13 protein-coding genes, 1 tRNA gene, 1 other RNA gene and 1 pseudogene are annotated in these 17197 nt (G+C 56.0%); 2 read left to right on the forward strand and 14 right to left on the reverse strand.

From position 1 onward, the window contains the following. Positions 1-36 precede the first annotated feature (36 nt). The 10 genes from OR573_06820 to betI all read right to left on the reverse strand — a co-directional run bounded on the left by OR573_06820 (position 37) and on the right by betI (position 13197). Positions 37-1803: an ABC transporter substrate-binding protein gene (locus tag OR573_06820; protein XGA81340.1), complete on the reverse strand. Its 1767-nt coding sequence runs from the start codon at positions 1801-1803 to the stop codon at positions 37-39. 180 nt (positions 1804-1983) lie between these two features. Beyond that, entirely contained in the window at positions 1984-2256 is a 273-nt protein-coding gene (locus OR573_06825; GenBank protein ID XGA81341.1) for a DUF2160 domain-containing protein, read from the reverse strand. A gap of 14 nt (positions 2257-2270) precedes the next feature. Next, the gene (locus OR573_06830) at positions 2271-3167 is read right to left on the reverse strand and encodes a carbohydrate ABC transporter permease (GenBank protein ID XGA81342.1); all 897 of its coding nucleotides are present in this window, start codon (positions 3165-3167) and stop codon (positions 2271-2273) included. A gap of 1 nt (position 3168) precedes the next feature. Then, positions 3169-4056 (reverse strand): sugar ABC transporter permease, encoded by an 888-nt coding sequence (locus tag OR573_06835; GenBank protein ID XGA81343.1) that lies wholly within the window; start codon positions 4054-4056, stop codon positions 3169-3171. Then, complete coding sequence (locus OR573_06840; GenBank protein ID XGA81344.1) at positions 4053-5150, reverse strand: ABC transporter ATP-binding protein; 1098 nt, start codon at positions 5148-5150, stop codon at positions 4053-4055. Before OR573_06840 ends, OR573_06835 begins: the two co-directional genes overlap by 4 nt. Continuing rightward, a complete protein-coding gene (locus tag OR573_06845) occupies positions 5143-6240 on the reverse strand; it encodes an ABC transporter ATP-binding protein (GenBank protein ID XGA81345.1) in 1098 nt (365 codons plus the stop codon). The genes OR573_06840 and OR573_06845 overlap by 8 nt, the downstream gene beginning before the upstream one ends. 486 nt (positions 6241-6726) lie before the next feature. Next, the gene (locus OR573_06850; protein ID XGA81346.1) at positions 6727-9213 is read right to left on the reverse strand and encodes an acyl-CoA dehydrogenase; all 2487 of its coding nucleotides are present in this window, start codon (positions 9211-9213) and stop codon (positions 6727-6729) included. A 195-nt stretch (positions 9214-9408) separates the two neighbouring features. Further along, positions 9409-11082: a choline dehydrogenase gene (gene betA, locus OR573_06855; protein XGA81347.1), complete on the reverse strand. Its 1674-nt coding sequence runs from the start codon at positions 11080-11082 to the stop codon at positions 9409-9411. 9 nt (positions 11083-11091) lie between these two features. Then, entirely contained in the window at positions 11092-12561 is a 1470-nt protein-coding gene (gene betB / locus OR573_06860; GenBank protein XGA81348.1) for a betaine-aldehyde dehydrogenase, read from the reverse strand. Positions 12562-12573: 12 nt separating this feature from the next. Next, a complete protein-coding gene (gene betI, locus OR573_06865; protein ID XGA81349.1) occupies positions 12574-13197 on the reverse strand; it encodes a transcriptional regulator BetI in 624 nt (207 codons plus the stop codon). A 235-nt stretch (positions 13198-13432) separates the two neighbouring features. Between betI and OR573_06870 the strand changes: the two genes are divergently transcribed. Further along, a tRNA-Met gene (locus tag OR573_06870) sits at positions 13433-13509 on the forward strand. A gap of 43 nt (positions 13510-13552) precedes the next feature. Further along, positions 13553-13649: signal recognition particle sRNA small type (gene ffs, locus OR573_06875), an RNA gene on the forward strand. Between the two features lie 362 nt (positions 13650-14011). Here ffs and OR573_06880 read toward each other — a convergent pair. The 4 genes and pseudogenes from OR573_06880 to OR573_06895 all read right to left on the reverse strand — a co-directional run bounded on the left by OR573_06880 (position 14012) and on the right by OR573_06895 (position 17113). After that, positions 14012-14719 (reverse strand): annotated as a pseudogene (locus OR573_06880) (transposase). A 53-nt stretch (positions 14720-14772) separates the two neighbouring features. Then, on the reverse strand, positions 14773-16368 hold the full coding sequence (locus tag OR573_06885) for an IS66 family transposase (GenBank protein XGA81350.1): 1596 nt from the start codon (positions 16366-16368) through the stop codon (positions 14773-14775). Positions 16369-16424: 56 nt separating this feature from the next. Beyond that, positions 16425-16760: an IS66 family insertion sequence element accessory protein TnpB gene (tnpB, locus tag OR573_06890; protein ID XGA81351.1), complete on the reverse strand. Its 336-nt coding sequence runs from the start codon at positions 16758-16760 to the stop codon at positions 16425-16427. Positions 16761-16792: 32 nt separating this feature from the next. Further along, entirely contained in the window at positions 16793-17113 is a 321-nt protein-coding gene (locus OR573_06895; protein XGA81352.1) for a hypothetical protein, read from the reverse strand. Between the last annotated feature and the right edge of the window lie 84 nt (positions 17114-17197).

Genomic DNA, 17197 nt, shown 5'->3' on the forward strand with positions numbered 1-17197 from the left:
TGACTGGCGAACCCCGCAGGGTTCGCCATCCAGGAATCAGCGCGTACCGGCTGACATCCAGGCTTCCATCATTTCGTCATAGGGAATGGTCTCGCCCTGTGGCATTTCATTGTCGAGCTTAGCCTTGGGTGAGCCTTCCATATTCAACCAGTACTCAGGGTCGCGCTCTTCGTTGAGGTTCGGCGCATAGGTGTCAAAGACGTTGGCACGTGCCAGACGGAACATGGTGTTGTCCATATCGGCTGCCAGATTGTCCAGACCTTCCTGAGCTGTCATATCACCGCTCATGACCGGTGCCAGATTCTGCCACCATAGCGGTGCCAGACGCGGATAGTCAGGTACGTTAGTACCCGTTGGCGTCCAGTTGGACTCATTGGGGCTGCGGTAGAATTCCACCAGACCACCCAGCTTGGGTGCCATTTCGGTCATCTGCTCAGAGAAGATGTCAGATTCACGAATAGGCGTCAGGCCAGCCATCAGCTTTTCAAGAGAAGTACTCTTGGCAACCGTAAACTGGGCAAACAGCCAGGCAGCAGTACGGCGGTCTTCAGGCGTGGAATCAAAGAAGGTCCAGCCGCCCACATCCTGATAGCCGACTTTCATGCCTTCTTCCCAATACGGGCCAGTGGGAGACGGCGCCATGCGCCACAGCGGGTTACCCTCGTCATCGGTAACCGGCAAGGAAGGTTCAGTCATATCCGCAGTGAAGGCGGTGTACCAGAAGATCTGCTGGGCAATATGGCCCTGCGACGGTACTGGGCCTGCTTCACCAAAGGTCATGCCCTGAGCTTCCGGCGGCGCGTAGTCGCCCAGCCAGTCAACCGCTTTCTGCATGGCAAACACAGAAGCCGGTGAGTTGGTGGCGCCGCCACGGCTGACGCTGGCGCCGACCGGCTGGCTATCTTCATTGACGCGGATACCCCAGTCATCCACCGGGTTGCCTGACGGTACGCCCGGGCTACCCATGCCAGCCATGGAGAGCCAGGAGTCATGGAAGCGCCAGCCCAGTGACGGGTCACGGCGGCCGTAGTCCATGTGGCCATATACCTTGGTGCCATCGATTTCATCAACGTGGACGCTGAAGAACTCGGCGATATCTTCGTAAGCCGTCCAGTTGGTCGGTACACCCAGGTCGTAACCGTAAATTTCACGGAACTGTTCCTGGAAATCTTCGCGCTGGAACCAGTCATAGCGGAACCAGTAGAGGTTGGCGAACTGCTGGGTAGGCAGCTGGAAAAGACTACCATCCGGGCCGGTACCGTACTGCAGGCCGATAAAGTCATCCAGGTCGAGTGTTGGCAGGGTGTAGTCCGCCCACTCGTTTTCCATGGCATTGCTCAGGTTGATGGTGGTGCCATAGCGGATATGCGTGCCGATGGCATCGGTATCGTTGACAAAACCGTCATAGATGCTGTTACCCGACTGCATCTGGTTCTGCATGGTATCAACCACATCGCCTTCGCCGATGATGTTATGAGTGATGTTGATACCGGTCAGCTCGCTAAAGGCTTCAGCCAACACTTCACTTTCATAGACGTGAGTGGTAAGACCTTCAGCGACAGTCTGAATCTCCATGTCGCGGAAAGGCTCAGCGGCTTCAGCAAACCACACAAGCTCCTCGATCTGTTCTTCGCGGGTAAGGGTCGAGTTCTGGAAATGCTCGTCAACCAGGCGCTCCGCAATGGCACGGGCATCGTGGTCGTCAGCGGAGAGAGAACCGGAAGCCAGCATCAGACTCGCCGCCAGTGTGGTGAGTTTGAACGGGCTGATGTTGACGTGCTTGTTGAAATTATTGTGTTGCATGATGACCTCGTTTTACGTTGAGGAGTTATCAACCAGGCTTTGTAGCAAGACTGGCGTTGGTACTGCTTTCTATCGCTACTTTCTATCGCTACTTTCAATAACTACCTGGCATCCTTGCCGTTTGGGTCTTTCCTGAACTTAAGGCTGTTTCAGATGCGGATTGCCAGTTGGCCAAAGGGCTTAGCCCCAGCGCATCAATATAAGCAGCCATAAAACTGAAATGGCGGATGCCACCAGAAGGGGCAATGTCGTAAAGCCGATAATACCCAGGTGAATAAAGGCCGCTGACAGCAAGCTGACAAACAGGCGGTCACCTCGGGTGGTTGAAATCGGTAAAAAGCCTTTCCTTTCAACTGTCGGAGAACGCAGTTCCCAGATCGTCATGCCAGCCAGCATGGCCGCAATCGAAGAAAAGAAAATAGCCGTAGGTAAAGTCCATACCATCCAGGTCATGAGATTTCCTCCTCTTAGGTGCGGCCCAGGGCAAAGCCCTTGGCGATATGGTTGCGGACGAAGTACACCACCAGAATGCCGGGGATGATGGTTAGCATACCGGCAGCCGCCAGCGTACCCCAGTCAATCCCTGATGCTGTTGACGTACGTGTCATGATCATCCCGATAGGCTGAGCGTCGGTCGACGTCAGCGTACGGGCCAGCAGTAGCTCCACCCAGGAGAACATGAACAGGAAGAACAGGACGACGCCAATACCCGAGCTGATCATGGGGATAAAGATCTTGACGAAGAACTTGGGAAAGCTGTAGCCGTCGATATACGCCGTTTCGTCAATTTCCTTGGGTACGCTGCTCATGAAGCCTTCCAGAATCCAGATCGCCAGCGGAATGTTGAATAGGCAGTGGGCCAGGGCCACGGCGATATGGGTGTCAAACAGCCCGACCGAGTAATAAAGCTGGAAGTAAGGCAGCAGGAAGACCGCCGGCGGCGCCATTAGGTTGGTCAGCAACCAGAAGAACAGGTGCTTGTCACCAATGAACTTGTAGCGGCTGAACGCATAGGCGGCTGGTAGCGCGACCAGCATGGTGATGATCATGTTCATCACCACGTAGAGAATGGAGTTGACGTACCCCATGTACCAGCTTGAGTCGGTAAAGATGCCGATGTAGTTGTCAAACGTCAGGTTCTGCGGCCATAGCGTCATCGAACCCAGAATCTCGCTATTGGTCTGCAGCGACATATTGAGCAGCCAGTAAATCGGCAGCATCAGGAGCACAATATAGGTGCTCAGCAGAATCCGCTTGCGCAGCCGGGAGCGAGAGTTACGCTTGCGCCGCTCGGCGGCCGGTACCTTGCTGAAAATGGTGTTGTACTTTTCACCCTGCTGGGTGTTTTCAATCTGGTAAGCCATCTTACGCGCCTCCCTGTGAATTCTTGTCTTTCTGCATATGCATGATGGTGGTGTAGAACACCCAGCTCACCAGCAGGATGACGAGGAAGTAGATGATCGAGAAGGCAGCCGAAGGCCCAAGATCCTGTTGGCCGATGGCCATGGTGGTCAGCGACTGGCTCAGGAAGGTGGTTGAGCTGCCTGGACCACCGCCGGTCAGCACGAAGGGCTCGGCGTAAATCATGAAGGAGTGCATGAAGCGCAGCAGTACCGCTATGACCAGGACGTTGGTCAGCTTGGGCAGCTGGATATAGCGGAACACTGCCCACTTGGAAGCGCGGTCAATGCGCGCTGCCTGATAGTAAGCTTCCGGGATGGAGCGCAAACCGCTGTAGCAAAGCATCGCCACCAGAGGCGTCCAGTGCCACACATCCATCAGGATGATGGTAAACCAGGCATCACCGGCATTACGGGTAAGGTTGTAGTCAAGGCCGAGCTCGCTCAGGCTCCAGCCCATCAGACCAATGTCATTACGCGTGAAGATCTGCCAGATGCTGCCAACCACGTTCCATGGGATCAGCAAGGGTAGGGTAATCAGGATTAGCACGGCAGACGCCTGCCAGCCTTTCTTTGGCATCAACAGGGCAATGCCGATGCCCAACGGCACCTGAATGGCCAAAATGATCAGTGAAAACGCGACCTGCCGACCAAAGGCCGCATGCAGGGCCGGGTCGTTGAGCATGGTGCGGAACCACTCAGTACCGGTAAAGAAACTGGCATTGGGGCCGAGTACATCCTGCACAGAATAGTTCACTACCGTCATCAAGGGAATGATGGCGGAAAATGCCACCAGCACCAGCATTGGCAGTACCAGTAGCCAGGCGCGGTTATTTTGGACTTTATTATTCATGAGGTAACCTCCACCCGGTATTCGTCAACAAACAGCCCCAGCTGGTCGGGGTCAAAGGTGAGATAGATATCTTCCCCAAACGCTGGGTGACCTTCGGACAGGCGCGCCTTGAACGTCTGGCCGCCCAGCTCAAAGGTGACGATGGAATAGGTGCCCAGATCCTGCACCTGACGCATGCGCGCAGGCAGGGCACCATCACGTTTGGCCGCATGCACGGAGACAAACTCGGGGCGAATACCGATTTTCACATTCGAACTTTCAGTATTGGCAACGGCATCAACAAACTTCTGCGGGACAGGCAGTGCCATATCCGCAAAGATGACCTCACCGGCGCGATAGGTGACATCCATGAAGTTCATGCCGGGGCTGCCGATAAAGTAGCCAACAAAGGTGTGGGCAGGAACTTCAAACAGCTCCTGGGGCGTACCGAACTGGACCACCTGGCCTTCATACATCACCGCAATCTTGTCGGCAAAGGTGGAGGCTTCGAGCTGATCGTGGGTAACGTAGATCATGGTGATATTGAAGCGCTGGTGAATCTCCTTCAGCTTGCGGCGCAGCTTCCACTTGAGCTGGGGGTCAATCACCGTCAGCGGCTCATCGAACAGAATTGCCGAGACATCGTCACGCACCAGACCACGGCCCATGGAAACTTTCTGTTTCTCATCCGCCGTCAGCCCCTTGGCCTTGCGCTTGAGCAGTGGGGTCAACTCCAGGATATCGGCGACTTCCTCGACCTTGGGGGTGATGCGGTGGTCAGGAATATTGATGTTGCGCAGCGGAAACGCCAGGTTATCAAACACCGTCATGGTGTCGTAGATCACCGGGAACTGGAAAACCTGCGCAATGTTGCGCTCTTCAGGCGGCAGTTCGTTAACCCGTTGGCCGTCAAACAGCACATCCCCTTCGGAAGGCTCCAGCAGGCCAGAAATAATATTCAGCAGGGTGGATTTGCCACACCCGGATGGCCCCAGCAGGGCATAGGCGCCGCCCTGGTGCCAGACGTGTTCCATCTTGCGGATGGCATAATCCTCAGGCGACTGCGGATTAGCGCTGTAAGTATGCGCAAGGGTTTTGAGTACGATCTCAGACATGCTGGCTGCCTCCCCGTGTTTCCGGCGTATGAACGATATTGCCCTGCTGATCAAACACAAACAGCTTATGGGTGGGGAAGTAGACCTTGATGCGTTGGTTCACCTCAGGCGTTTGAATGCCCAGCAGGTGAAGCACCAGGGGGAACAGTTTGTGGCGCACGTGGAGAAAGGTTTCAGAACCGCTGATTTCGGCCACATCAACGGCCACTTCCAGTTCCAGGTCATCCGCCGCATTGGGCTTCAGGCTGACGTGGGAGGCGCGCACGCCAAAACGGTATTCACCGGCGGGCAGGTTGCGCAGGCCTTCATCGCAAGGGAAATGAATATCCTTATCAAAGGTGATTTCATTTTCGGTAAGGTGGCCCGGCACGATATTGATCGGCGGTTCAGAAAACATTTCAGCGCTGAGGATACCGTTGGGCTCGCGGTAGACCTGTTCCGTTGGGCCGTATTGCAACAGCTTGCCTTCATGTAGAACAGCCGTGTTACCGCCCAGGGCCAGCGCCTCGTTAGGCTCAGTGGTGGCGTAAACCGCAATGCAGTTCCGCGCCTTGAAAAGCTCGCGCAACTCGTCGCGCAGGTCTTCGCGCAGCTTGTAGTCCAGGTTGACCAAAGGCTCGTCAAACAGGATCAGATCGGCATCCTTGACCAGGGCGCGGCCCATGGCGGTGCGCTGCTGCTGGCCACCGGAAAGCTCCAGCGGTAGGCGGTCCAGCAGGTGATCAATCCCCAGCATGGCAGCTGTTTCGCGCACCCGCTTGTCGATTTCCTGCTTGGAAGCCTTGGCCAGTTTGAGCGGCGAGGCGATGTTGTCATAGACGTTAAGGCTTGGGTAATTGATGAACTGCTGGTAGACCATGGAAACGTTGCGATGACGCACCGAAACTCCGGTCACGTCCTTGCCATCCATTTTGATCCGCCCACGAGTAGGTGGCTCAAGGCCCGCCATCAGGCGCATCAGGGTCGTTTTACCCGCCAGTGTTCTCCCCAGCAAGACGTTGAAAGAGCCCGGTTCGAGCTCTAGGTCGATGCCGCTTATATGGGTTTCACCACCGACGATATGATCGATGTGCTGCAGGTGTAATGACATGCAAATCTCGCTGACGTCGTTGTTGTTCGTTATCGGGTTGTTAGGTTTTCTGGTGATTGAATTTTATGGTTGTTAACCAGAATGGCGTTTTTGTGTTGCTGCTGTGCTGTTTTAGGGGTCGCTTATAAGCTCGAAATGATTTTGTGATCGATTTTTTTCATAAACGAAAGCCTAGTTGATCGTAATTGAACCTGCAACACGTTTTTACGCCTGACTGTCACTTTATGAAAACCACTTCTTGGATAACCTTTTTGTTAATTAACTATTTGATTTAAATAGATAAATATATTTATTTCGAAGCCGGGAGGGCACTTTTAAGAATGGGCTTAGACTATCGTCTTAAGACGAATGTTCGAAATCAAACACCTTAAATTATCGTCAGCAAGTGCGTTTGTAGAAATAACGCCACGATCACGCACAAAAAAGCCCCGGATTTCTCCAGGGCCAAAGGTTGATCAAGTAAAGCGATTGAGCGCTCGCGGCTTCCTAGCTGGTCTCAGCCTGGGGTTGAGTCGTCGCGCTTTTGGCCACTTTAGCGTTGTGGTCAATCAGGGTGGACTTGTCGTTGGCAAAAGCATCATAGGCAAAGTCATCGACGGTCAGCATTTCCAGCACTTCAGCTTCGAAAGTGCGCATGAACTGAGCATCCTCTGCACTGATCAAGCCCTTTTCCAGGCCTGCTTCAATCCGCTGTTCAGGGTGCAAGGCGGTTGGCGGCAGCTCGCCCTTGGCATAGGCCTTGTTAACAGTGCGGTAAAGGGTTTCAGCGCGCTCATAGTCGAGCAGCAAGGCGTTATAGCGGGCCAGCGGGTTGCGCACCTCACCATCCTCACTCCAGGTGTTGCCAAGCAGTTTGCTGCGCAAGGTGCTATGGGTGGATACCCGCTGGGCAATATCACGCGCCAGATCGTCATGGGGTTTGTTCCAGCGCCGACCCGTGGGCATGACCATGACCTTAAGCGCCTTGCCAAGCGCACGGTTGGGCAGGTTGTCGAAAAGTTCCACAAACGCCTGCTCAGCACGCTGCAACAGGAAACGGCAGCTGTAATGCAGCAGGGCTTCTTCACCGTCTACCTTGTCGCTGCTTTGCCACTGCTTGAGTACCATGGACGCCAGGTAAAGATTGGAGAGTACATCCCCAAGGCGCGCCGAGATCATTTCGCGTTTTTTCAGGGATGACCCCAGGCTGGCCATGGCCGCATCGGCACACAGGCTGAAGCCTGCAGAAAGCCGGGCAATATCCTCGGCATAGGCCTTGGCTGGTCCATCAAAGGGAACCGCCGGTTTACCCAGCCCCAGCCCTTGGGTAAAGGCGCGGGCGGCATTGCCAAAGATCATGCCTGCATGGCTGAAGAAGGCTTTATCAAAGGCCTTGACATCATTGGCGTCTTTAGCTGCCAACTCCTCAAGCACATAAGGGTGGCAGCGAATGGCCCCCTGGCCAAAGATCATCAGGTTACGGGTCATGATATTGGCGCCTTCCACGGTAATCGCCACCGGGTTGGCACTGTACGCAATACCCAGGTAGTTGCGTGGGCCTAAGGTCACCCCTTTGCCGCCGTGGACATCCATGGCATCGCTGAGCAGCACACGCTGGAACTCGGTCAGCTGGCTTTTCAGAATTGCCGAGGGCACCGCCGGTTTTTCCCCATGGTCAATCAGGTTGGCAGTCTGATAAACGGTCGCCGTTGAGATATAGGCCAGTGAGGCAATTCGCGCCAGCGGCTCCTGAACGCCTTCCATTTCCGCCACCGGCACGTTGAACTGACGGCGAATGCGGGTAAAGCCACCGCTCCAGCCCAGAGCGTAGCGAGCAACGCCGCTGGCACCGGAGGGCAGGGTGATGCAGCGCCCGATGGAAAGGCATTCCACCAGCATGCGCCAGCCTTCACCAATCATTTCCTTGCCACCGATAATGGTATCCAGCGGTACAAAGACATCCTTGCCCTTGATCGGGCCGTTCATGAAGGGGCTGCCAATCGGATGGTGACGACGGCCAATTTCCATGCCTTCGGTTTCACGCGGAATCAGCGCCAGGGTAATACCTCGATCTTCTTCTTCGCTGATCAGCTTGTCCGGGTCAAACAGACGAAACGCCAGGCCAACCACGGTGGCAATCGGTGCCAGAGTGATCCAGCGCTTTTCAAAATTCAGGCGTACGCCCAGCACTTCTTTGCCATCCACTATCTGCTTGCAGACGATGCCGGTATCCGGCAGGGAGGTGGCATCCGAGCCTGCACGCGGGCCGGTCAGGCCAAAGCAGGGGATTTCACGTCCATCGGCCAGGCGCGGCAGATAATGGTTTTTCTGCTCATCCGTACCGTATTTAAGCAGCAGCTCACCTGGGCCGAGGGAGTTAGGTACGCCGACGGTGACCATCAGGGTTTCATTGAAAGAAAGCTTTTGCAGCACCATGGACTGCGCCTTGGCCGAGAAGCCCAGGCCGCCGTATTCCTTGGGAATGATCATCCCAAAGAAGCCTTCCTTCTTCAGGTAATCCCAGACTTCCTGAGGCAGGTCGGCGCGTTCACGGGCAATATCCCAGGCGTTGCACAGGCTGGCAGCCTGGGTGCACTGTTTATCCAGAAAAGCCTGTTCATCATCGCGCAGGCCGTCATCCTTGAAGGCCAGCAAGGTTTCCCACTGGGGCTTGCCGGAAAACAGCTCGCCATCCCAGGAAACGCTGCCCGCTTCCAGCGCGGTGCGTTCGGTATCAGAGACCTTGGGCGCGACCTTTTTGAAAATCGCAAAAATCCGTGGCGTCAGCCACTGGCGGCGCAGGGCGGGCAAACCGGCGATGGCCGTGACAGCGGCACCGATCAGCAAGAGGGTGCCGATGACGGCAGCGTCCAGAACAAGGCCGGCAACACCGAGCACCACCAGCACCGCGAGGGCGGCTTTGGCACCCGCTTCGCGGCGCATGACCACCAGCAGGCCGACAATTGCCAAGAGGATGAGTAGTAAAGTGAACATAGCGCACTCCTGTTATTTGAGTTAGGTAGCGTCAGAGGTCATCGTTAAATGAAAGATTTAAACGCATGTTTGAATATTGGCAGAGGCCGGGCGACGAACGCAAGTTTTTTGGTGTTTTTTTACCGGCAACAAAAAACGCCATGACAGGATGTCATGGCGTTTTGATCGCGATTTTTACCAGAAAGTGCGTATTTTTCAGGCCTGTTTGGCAGGCGCGCCCTTGGCAACGTAATAATCGACCTGAGCACGGGGCAGAGGTGTCTTGCCGCGTACCTGGTCGGCAATCTTTTCCGCCAGCATGATAGTCGGGGCGTTAAGGTTGCCGGTGGGAATCACCGGGAATAGGGAAGCATCTACCACCCGCAGGCCTTCAAGGCCATGAACGCGCCCCTGGCCGTCAGTCACCGCCATATCGTCTTCCCCCATGCGGCAGCTGCCACAGGGGTGATACGCGGTTTCGGCGTGCTGCTTGACGAAGCTGTCAAGTTCCTGGTCGCTCTGCACATCCGGGCCGGGGGAAATTTCACGGCCACGGTACTTGTCAAACACCGGCTGGGCGATGATATCCCGGGTCAGGCGGATGGCATCGCGAAATTCCTGCCAGTCCTTTTCCTGGGACATATAGTTGAACAGAGTGCTGGGCGCCGCATGGGGGTCTTTGGAGGTCAAGCGGATACGCCCGCGGCTTGGGGAGCGCATCGAGCCCACATGGGCCTGAAAACCATGGGCCTGAACGGCACTCTTGCCATTGTAGCTGATCGCGATGGGCAGGAAGTGGTACTGCAGATTCGGCCACTCCTCCGCATCATCGCTGCGTATAAAGCCACAGGCTTCAAACTGGTTGCTGGCGCCGACCCCGGTGCCATTAAACAGCCACTGCGCGCCAATTTTGGGCTGGTTGTACCATTTCAGCGCCGGGTAGAGGGAGATCGGCTCCTTACACTCATACTGAATGTACATTTCAAGATGATCCTGCAGGTTTTCACCCACACCCGGCAGGTCATGAACCACCGGGATATCCAGCTCTTTCAGCCATTCAGGGTTACCCACCCCGGAGCGTTGCAGGATCTGCGGCGAGGCAATCGCCCCGCCACACAGCAAGACCTCGCGACGAGCGCGCACCTGGTGCGTCTGGCCTTTGTGTTCGTAACGCACGCCCGCGGCACGCTTGCCCTCAAACTCGATCACATCAGTGACCGCATGGGTTTCGATGGTCAGGTTGCTGCGCTGTTTGGCGATATCCAGATAGCCCCGCGCGGTAGATGCCCGCCGCCCCTTGGGGGTGACGAAACGGTCCATAGGGCCGAAGCCTTCCTGCTGGTAGCCGTTGACGTCCTCGGTTTCCGGGTAACCTGCCTGCTTGCCAGCCTCAATAAAGGTGCGATACAGCGGGTTGTTGCCCGCTTTTGGCGTGGCCACACTGACCGGGCCATCGCCACCGTGATAGTCGTTAGGGCCGATATCGCGGGTTTCGCACTTTTTGAAGTAGGGCAGGCAGCTGAGGTAATCCCAGTCTTCCAGGCCGGGCTGTTTGGCCCAGTTGTTGTAGTCCAGAGCATTGCCGCGAATGTAGCACATACCGTTGATCAGCGAGGAACCGCCCAGGCCCTTGCCGCGTCCGCATTCCATGCGTCGGCCATCCATGTGCGGTTCCGGGTCGGTCTCAAAGGCCCAGTTATAGCGCTTGCCCTGCAGCGGGTAGGCCAGCGCCGCAGGCATCTGGGTGCGAAAATCGAAACGGTAATCAGGGCCACCGGCTTCCAGCAGCAGGACGCTGACGTCGCTGTCTTCGGTCAGCCGAGTAGCCAGCACGTTACCCGCCGAGCCTGCGCCGATAATGATGTAATCAAATTCACGTAGTTCAGACATGGGGACTCCTTAAAACACTGACTCAAACGAACCCATTTCAATCTGCACAGACTTGGTTTGGGTGTAGTGGTTAAGGGTTTCGATGCCGTTTTCGCGGCCAATGCCTGATTGCTTGTAGCCACCCACTGGCATTTCAGACGGTGACTCGCCCCAGGTATTGACCCAGCAGATACCCGCCTGCAACTGATGAATAACCCGATGCGCACGGTTGAGGCTTTCACTGAATACCCCAGCGGCCAAGCCGTAATGGGTATTGTTGGCGCGGCCAATCACCTCGTCTTCATCATCAAAGGCCAGCACGGACATCACCGGGCCGAAGATCTCTTCCTTGACGATGCGCATCTCGTCACTGCAGTTGGTGAATACCGTCGGCGAGGCCCAGGCACCCTTGGCCCAGTCGCCGCTGTTCCAGTGTTCTCCGCCGACCAGGGTGCGCGCGCCTTCCTGTTGGCCGATGGCAATATAGGAAAGCACTTTTTCCTGATGTTCAAAGCTGACCAGGGGGCCGAAGTTGACCTCAGGGTCCATGGGGTCGCCGGCCTTGATGCGCTTGACGCGCTCAACCAGCTTGGCCTCAAAGGCTTCTTTAACGTTACGCTCAACAAACACCCGGGTGCCGTTGGTACAGATCTGGCCGCTGGAATAGAAGTTGGCCATCATGGCCGCGTCCGCTGCACGATCAAGATCGGCGTCAGCAAACACAATCAGCGGCGATTTTCCGCCCAGTTCCATGGTGACGTCTTTAAGCGTCGAGCCACCGGCAGCGGCCATGACCTTCTTGCCTGTGCCCACTTCACCGGTAAAGGTGACCTTGTCGATGCCTGGGTGCTCGGTAAGCATGGCGCCCACGCGGCCATCACCCTGTACCACGTTGAACACGCCATCCGGCAGGCCTGCCTGGGTGAAAATCTCCGCCAGACAGGTGGCGGTCAGCGGGGTCACTTCGCTGGGCTTGAAAACAATGGCGTTACCGGCTGCCAGGGCAGGGGCGGCTTTCCAGCAGGCGATCTGGATGGGGTAGTTCCAGGCGCCAATCGCACCAATCACTCCCAGTGGCTCACGGCGGGTATAGACAAAGGAGCTATCGCGCAGCGGAATCTGGCTACCTTCAATAGCAGGAGCCAGGCCCGCGTAATATTCCAGCGCATCGGCACCGGTCACAATATCGACGCTTGCAGTCTCGCTGATTGGTTTGCCGGTGTTGCGGGTTTCCAGTTCGGCCAGTTCATCGTTGTGCTCGCGCAGTAGCTCAACGGCGCGCAGCATGATGCGTGCGCGCTGCATGCCGCTCATGGCGGCCCACTCGCGCTGGCCGCGCTGGGCGGCTGCCACGGCGCTATCCACATCGGCCTGGCTTGCCTGGCCGATGGTGGCCAGATGGCTGCCATCGTAGGGGTTGGAAACACTGAAGGTTTCGCCGGAAGTGGCGCTTACCGGGCGACCGTTGATATAAAGCGGCTGAATCTCCTGAGTGGCCATGGGGGTCTCCTGTTAATACGTGAGTGTGGTAGAGGCCGACTGGTGGCAGCCATGATGACGCAGTAATTGATCCAGATAGGTGTGGGCCAGATAGCGCGCTTCGGCGGCATCAAGCCCTTCGGGCGCCAGCGCACCGCGCAACCACAGGCCGTCGATCATGGCAGCCAGGCCATGGGCGGCGTTTCTGGCATCACGGCGGGGCATTACCCGCTGAAACTGGTAGCAGAGGTTGGCGTACAGGCGGCGATCATTGACATACTGCAGCCGTTGCAACACGGGTTTGTGCATACTGCTGGCCCAGAACGCCAGCCAGGTTTTGGCCGCAGGGCCGGTGACCTGGGTGCGGTCGAAGTTGCCTTCAATAATGGCGCCGATATGGGCGCGGGGCGTATCGTCTTCCAGCGCCTTGCGCCGAGCTGCAACGGCATTGTTAAGGTCTGTCAGAATCTGGCGCATGGTGGCCTCTAAAAGGCCATTCTTGCCACCGAAATAATGGCTAATAATGCCAGCGGATACGCCCGCACGGCGGGCAATCTGAATAACAGTAGCTTCCGCCAGGCCCACTTCGTCAATGGCTTCCATGGTGGCTTTGATCAACTGTTGACGGCGTATTGGCTCCATTCCTACCTTAGGCACAGCAATCTCCTGATAACCTGAAACACCCTAAAGGCAGGTCTGCCATCCGGGCGTAAACGAAAGCCATATGGTGACATTTTTTTATTGAACGTTCAATCAATAAAGTGGCGCTGCATTCAGCAAGGCCTACCGATAGTGTTGTTTATGCCTATTAACAAGGCCAAAGATTCTTCGCATGCAAGGCTTGCCTTTCGTTAACCAAGCATGCATAATCTGCACCCGCTGTGAGGGAAAAGGCTACGTAGCTCAGCTGGTTAGAGCACATCACTCATAATGATGGGGTCCCCTGTTCAAATCAGGGCGTAGCCACCACAGCGTAGGCGCAATTTTTATGACGGCGCCGTTATGGTGGCCCCTTAGGTCCTCCCGCAACGCTAAACTGCAAACCCCGCCAGGCCCGGAAGGGAGCAACGGTAGTGGTGGCTGCGTGTGCCGGGATGTGGCTTTTGGGGCCGCCTCCATTTATGTCGTTTCCGGTCTGTTTTGACATAAATTCCGGATAAAATGACATAATTTGCGGTTTCTCGTGACATAACCTATTTTTGTAGTAAACCTACGAAATGGGGTGTTGTCATGTACAGGCGTAAGCTCCGTCATTCCCGTGTCAAGAACCTCTACAAATTTGCTAGCTTCAAAACTGCCTCTGCTCACACTGTAGAGTCTTCCCTAGAATTTGATGCCTGCTACCATTTTGAATACTCCCCCCAAGTTAAGTCTTTCATTGCCCAGCCTATAGGCTTTACTTACTCAATTCATGGGAAAACTAACCCTTATACTCCTGATTTTAAGATAATAAATAAGGCTCTTCGTCATTTCATGTGGATTTGGCCTGATCAAGCAGGCGGCCCACCGGGCTACCAATCAGGTAAATCATAGCAATGAAATTAGCTTCATTTCGGTAGCCCCGTGCACGTGAACGAGCCGCCTGAAACAGGCCGTTCATTCCTTCTAGTCGCGCGTTTGTCAGCCCCGAGTGCCAGCGCCTGACTACCGCTTTAGCGTGTCGCTCAAGTGTCTCCAGCGCTTTCCCCATCGGCTTCAGTAGAGGCTTCTCAGAAACTGCTGCTTTCATGATTTTTAGGTAGTTCGTGATCCGCCAACGCGCTGCCCTGGGCGTTGACGCTTTCTGGATCCAGCTTAACTTTTCCTTGATCACCCAAGCATCGGCCGTGGCGCTCTGATCGGCAACCAGCTCCTGAAGTGCCGATATCTGTTTAGGTGTGTGGTTCTCATTTTCCAGGCTCTTCAACAGTGCCCAGCGCAGCGACTTGGGGTGTTTCTGCTCGCGGCGTTCTTTCTTGCGCACCTCGTCCAGTCGCTTGGTGAAGGTCTGCACGATATGGAACCAGTCGACCGTTACCTCCGCCTTGGGAAGAGACTCGGTGACGCCACTAAGGAAAGCAGGTGACATGTCACAGACAACCTCGACCACATTGTCCACATCGCCACCATGAGCCGCCAGGAAGGCACTGAACGCCTTGATGGTGTCCTTGCCGCAGCCTGGAACAGCGAAAATCACCGGTTCCTGCTTGGTAAGCGCCCTTAAATCGACACACTTGACCTAGCCGTGTTCTTTCACTTTTTTTCGGCGGGCGCCAAGTTCACGTTCCAGGGCAGCAGCGTTTCCAGTGCCTCTAACGTATCAGCGGTGGCGATGTGCTCCAGCACATAATGGATATAGGCAGCAGGCTCCAAGCCATTGGCTTTTGCCGTTTCGATGAGTGAATAACAGGTGGCACTGGCGTGAGCGCCGCGGGAGGTATCCGCGAACAGCCAGGCTCTTCGACCAACGGCAAACGGGCGAATGGCGTTTTCTGCCAGAACATTACTGATATGCAGGTCGCCGCGCGCACAATAGCCGATGAGGAAGTCCCATTGGTTCAGCGTATATTCCATCGCCTGACGCGTCAGGCTGCCTTTCATGACGCGGGTAACATTAGCCTCTAGCCAAGCCTTGAAGGCCTCAAGACGCGGAAGGCTCAGCTCCTGGCGGACACGGTAGCGTTCCACTTCGCTGAGATCCTTGATCTGCCGTTCGATGGCGTAGAGTTTGTTGATATGGCTAAGCCCTACCTCGGCCTTGGCCGGCGTGGCGCCCTTGCCTTTCGCGTTGACCTTGGCTGCCTTAGACGCTTCCACGAACTTGCGTCGCGCATGGTCCCAACAGCCAATGCGGGTAATGCCGTTGGCACGGCATACCTGGCCGTAACCGGCGTAGCCATCGGCCTGCAGGATCCCTGAGAAGTCGTCGAGTAGGCGCACCGGCACGCTGCCGCCGCGGGACGGGTCGTAGGCAAAGAGCACCGACGGTTGATCCGGTGGGCCACCTCGGGTGACCCACATCCATTTATCTGACTGAGCGGTCTTGCCGTCTTCCTTGAGCACTTGCAGCCGCGTTTCATCGGCTTGCAGATACGCGCTGCTGTTTTGCACTTCGCGCATCAGCGTGATCAAGGGCGTGAAGACGTCATTCAGGCGGATGATCCAGTTGGCCATCTGCGTGCGGCTAACAGCGTGGCCTAACCGCTTGAACATGCCTTCCAAGCGGTACAGCGGCAAACCGTCTGCGTACTTGGAGGTGATCACGTACGCTAGCAGTGACGTCGACGCCGTGCACTTGCCTAGCGGATGAACCGGACGCTCCGCAGTAAGGAGATGGTCGTTGCCCTCAAGCGGGAACACCGCTTTTTCCTGCCAGTATTCGAGGACTTTCAGCTGCGCGGGGATGAACTGAAGCTCTTCTTTTACCTTGGCGAAGAAGGTCTTGGTCGCCCCGACTTTTTCTTCTTCGCTGAGCGTAAGCTCAATACGCTCACGGACCAGAGTGTCGGAGAAGCCACGTTGGCGACGTTGACGTGAGGGACGCGGCGCGTCTTGCTCTTCGACATCGTCGGGTAACTGATCGCGTAGCGCCTCGATGTCAGCTTCCAACTCCGTCTCATCGAACAGATGAGCCTGGTTCGCAGACTTTTCACTGCGCGCGGCGAACTGCTGAATGCGCTGCAAGCGCAGCTTCTCTTCGAGCAATTGAATATAGAGATTACGTTGCTGTAACGCCGTCTGTTGAGCCGTCACCTGTTGCTGAAGCCCCGCCACAAGAGCCACTACCTCAGCGGCGGAGAGGCCACTGAGATCAGGCAGTTGGGAGGAGACTTCGGGGTGCTTTTTCATGGGCCAATGATACCAGATTCGGTGTGTTAAAGCACTGAAAATAAGAGCTTTATGGCCTATCCGACGCTGTCGTAATGCAGTGTTTTATGGCCGCGCATCAGGGTGATATCGTAGCCATCCAACAGCCAGTTGATCTGCTCGCCAGTCAACGCCATAACGTCATCCGAGGGGCCGGGCCACTTGAAGCGCTCCTCGGCCAGCGCCTTGTAGTAGAGCACGAAGCCATTGTCTTCCCACATCAGGCACTTGATTTTATTTCGCTGCCGGTTAGTAAAGGCATACAGCGCCCCGCTAAAGGGGTTGTGTCCCAGTTCTTGCTCCACCAGTAACGCCAGGCCGTTGGCTTGCTTGCGAAAATCGACCGGTGCGCGGTACAGGTAGATCTCGGGCATTTCCCACGCGGGGCGTAAATAGCGCGGCCGCTTCACAGTTGCCTCAGGATATCGCCCAGTAACGCCACGTTGCCCGCGTGCAAGCCCGTGACCGTGATACCGCCGGGCAGTGATACCGTAAGCCCCGTGGAGTCTATTTCTTTTGCGGTGCCGGTATTGGGATATGCGACGGTGGCAAAACTGGCGACTGGCTCTTTTGTTGACGATGCGCTGGCCAAGAGCTTTTGACGCCAGTAAGAAAACTGATGGTACTTTAGCGCTTGTTGCTTGCAAAACGCCATGCCGGACAAGCCAGAGGTTTGCCATTCGGTGACTTGTTGCTGCCAATATTGCTCACGTTCTTGATGCGTCATGACACCCCCTCACAAAGATCTGATGGCATCAGTGTGAGGGGATAAAAGCGAGAGCGGTAGATGCCGGTTTAAGGGCGCTTACCC

This window comes from Halomonas sp. CH40, from assembly GCA_041875495.1.
Classification (GTDB): Bacteria; Pseudomonadota; Gammaproteobacteria; order Pseudomonadales; family Halomonadaceae; genus Vreelandella.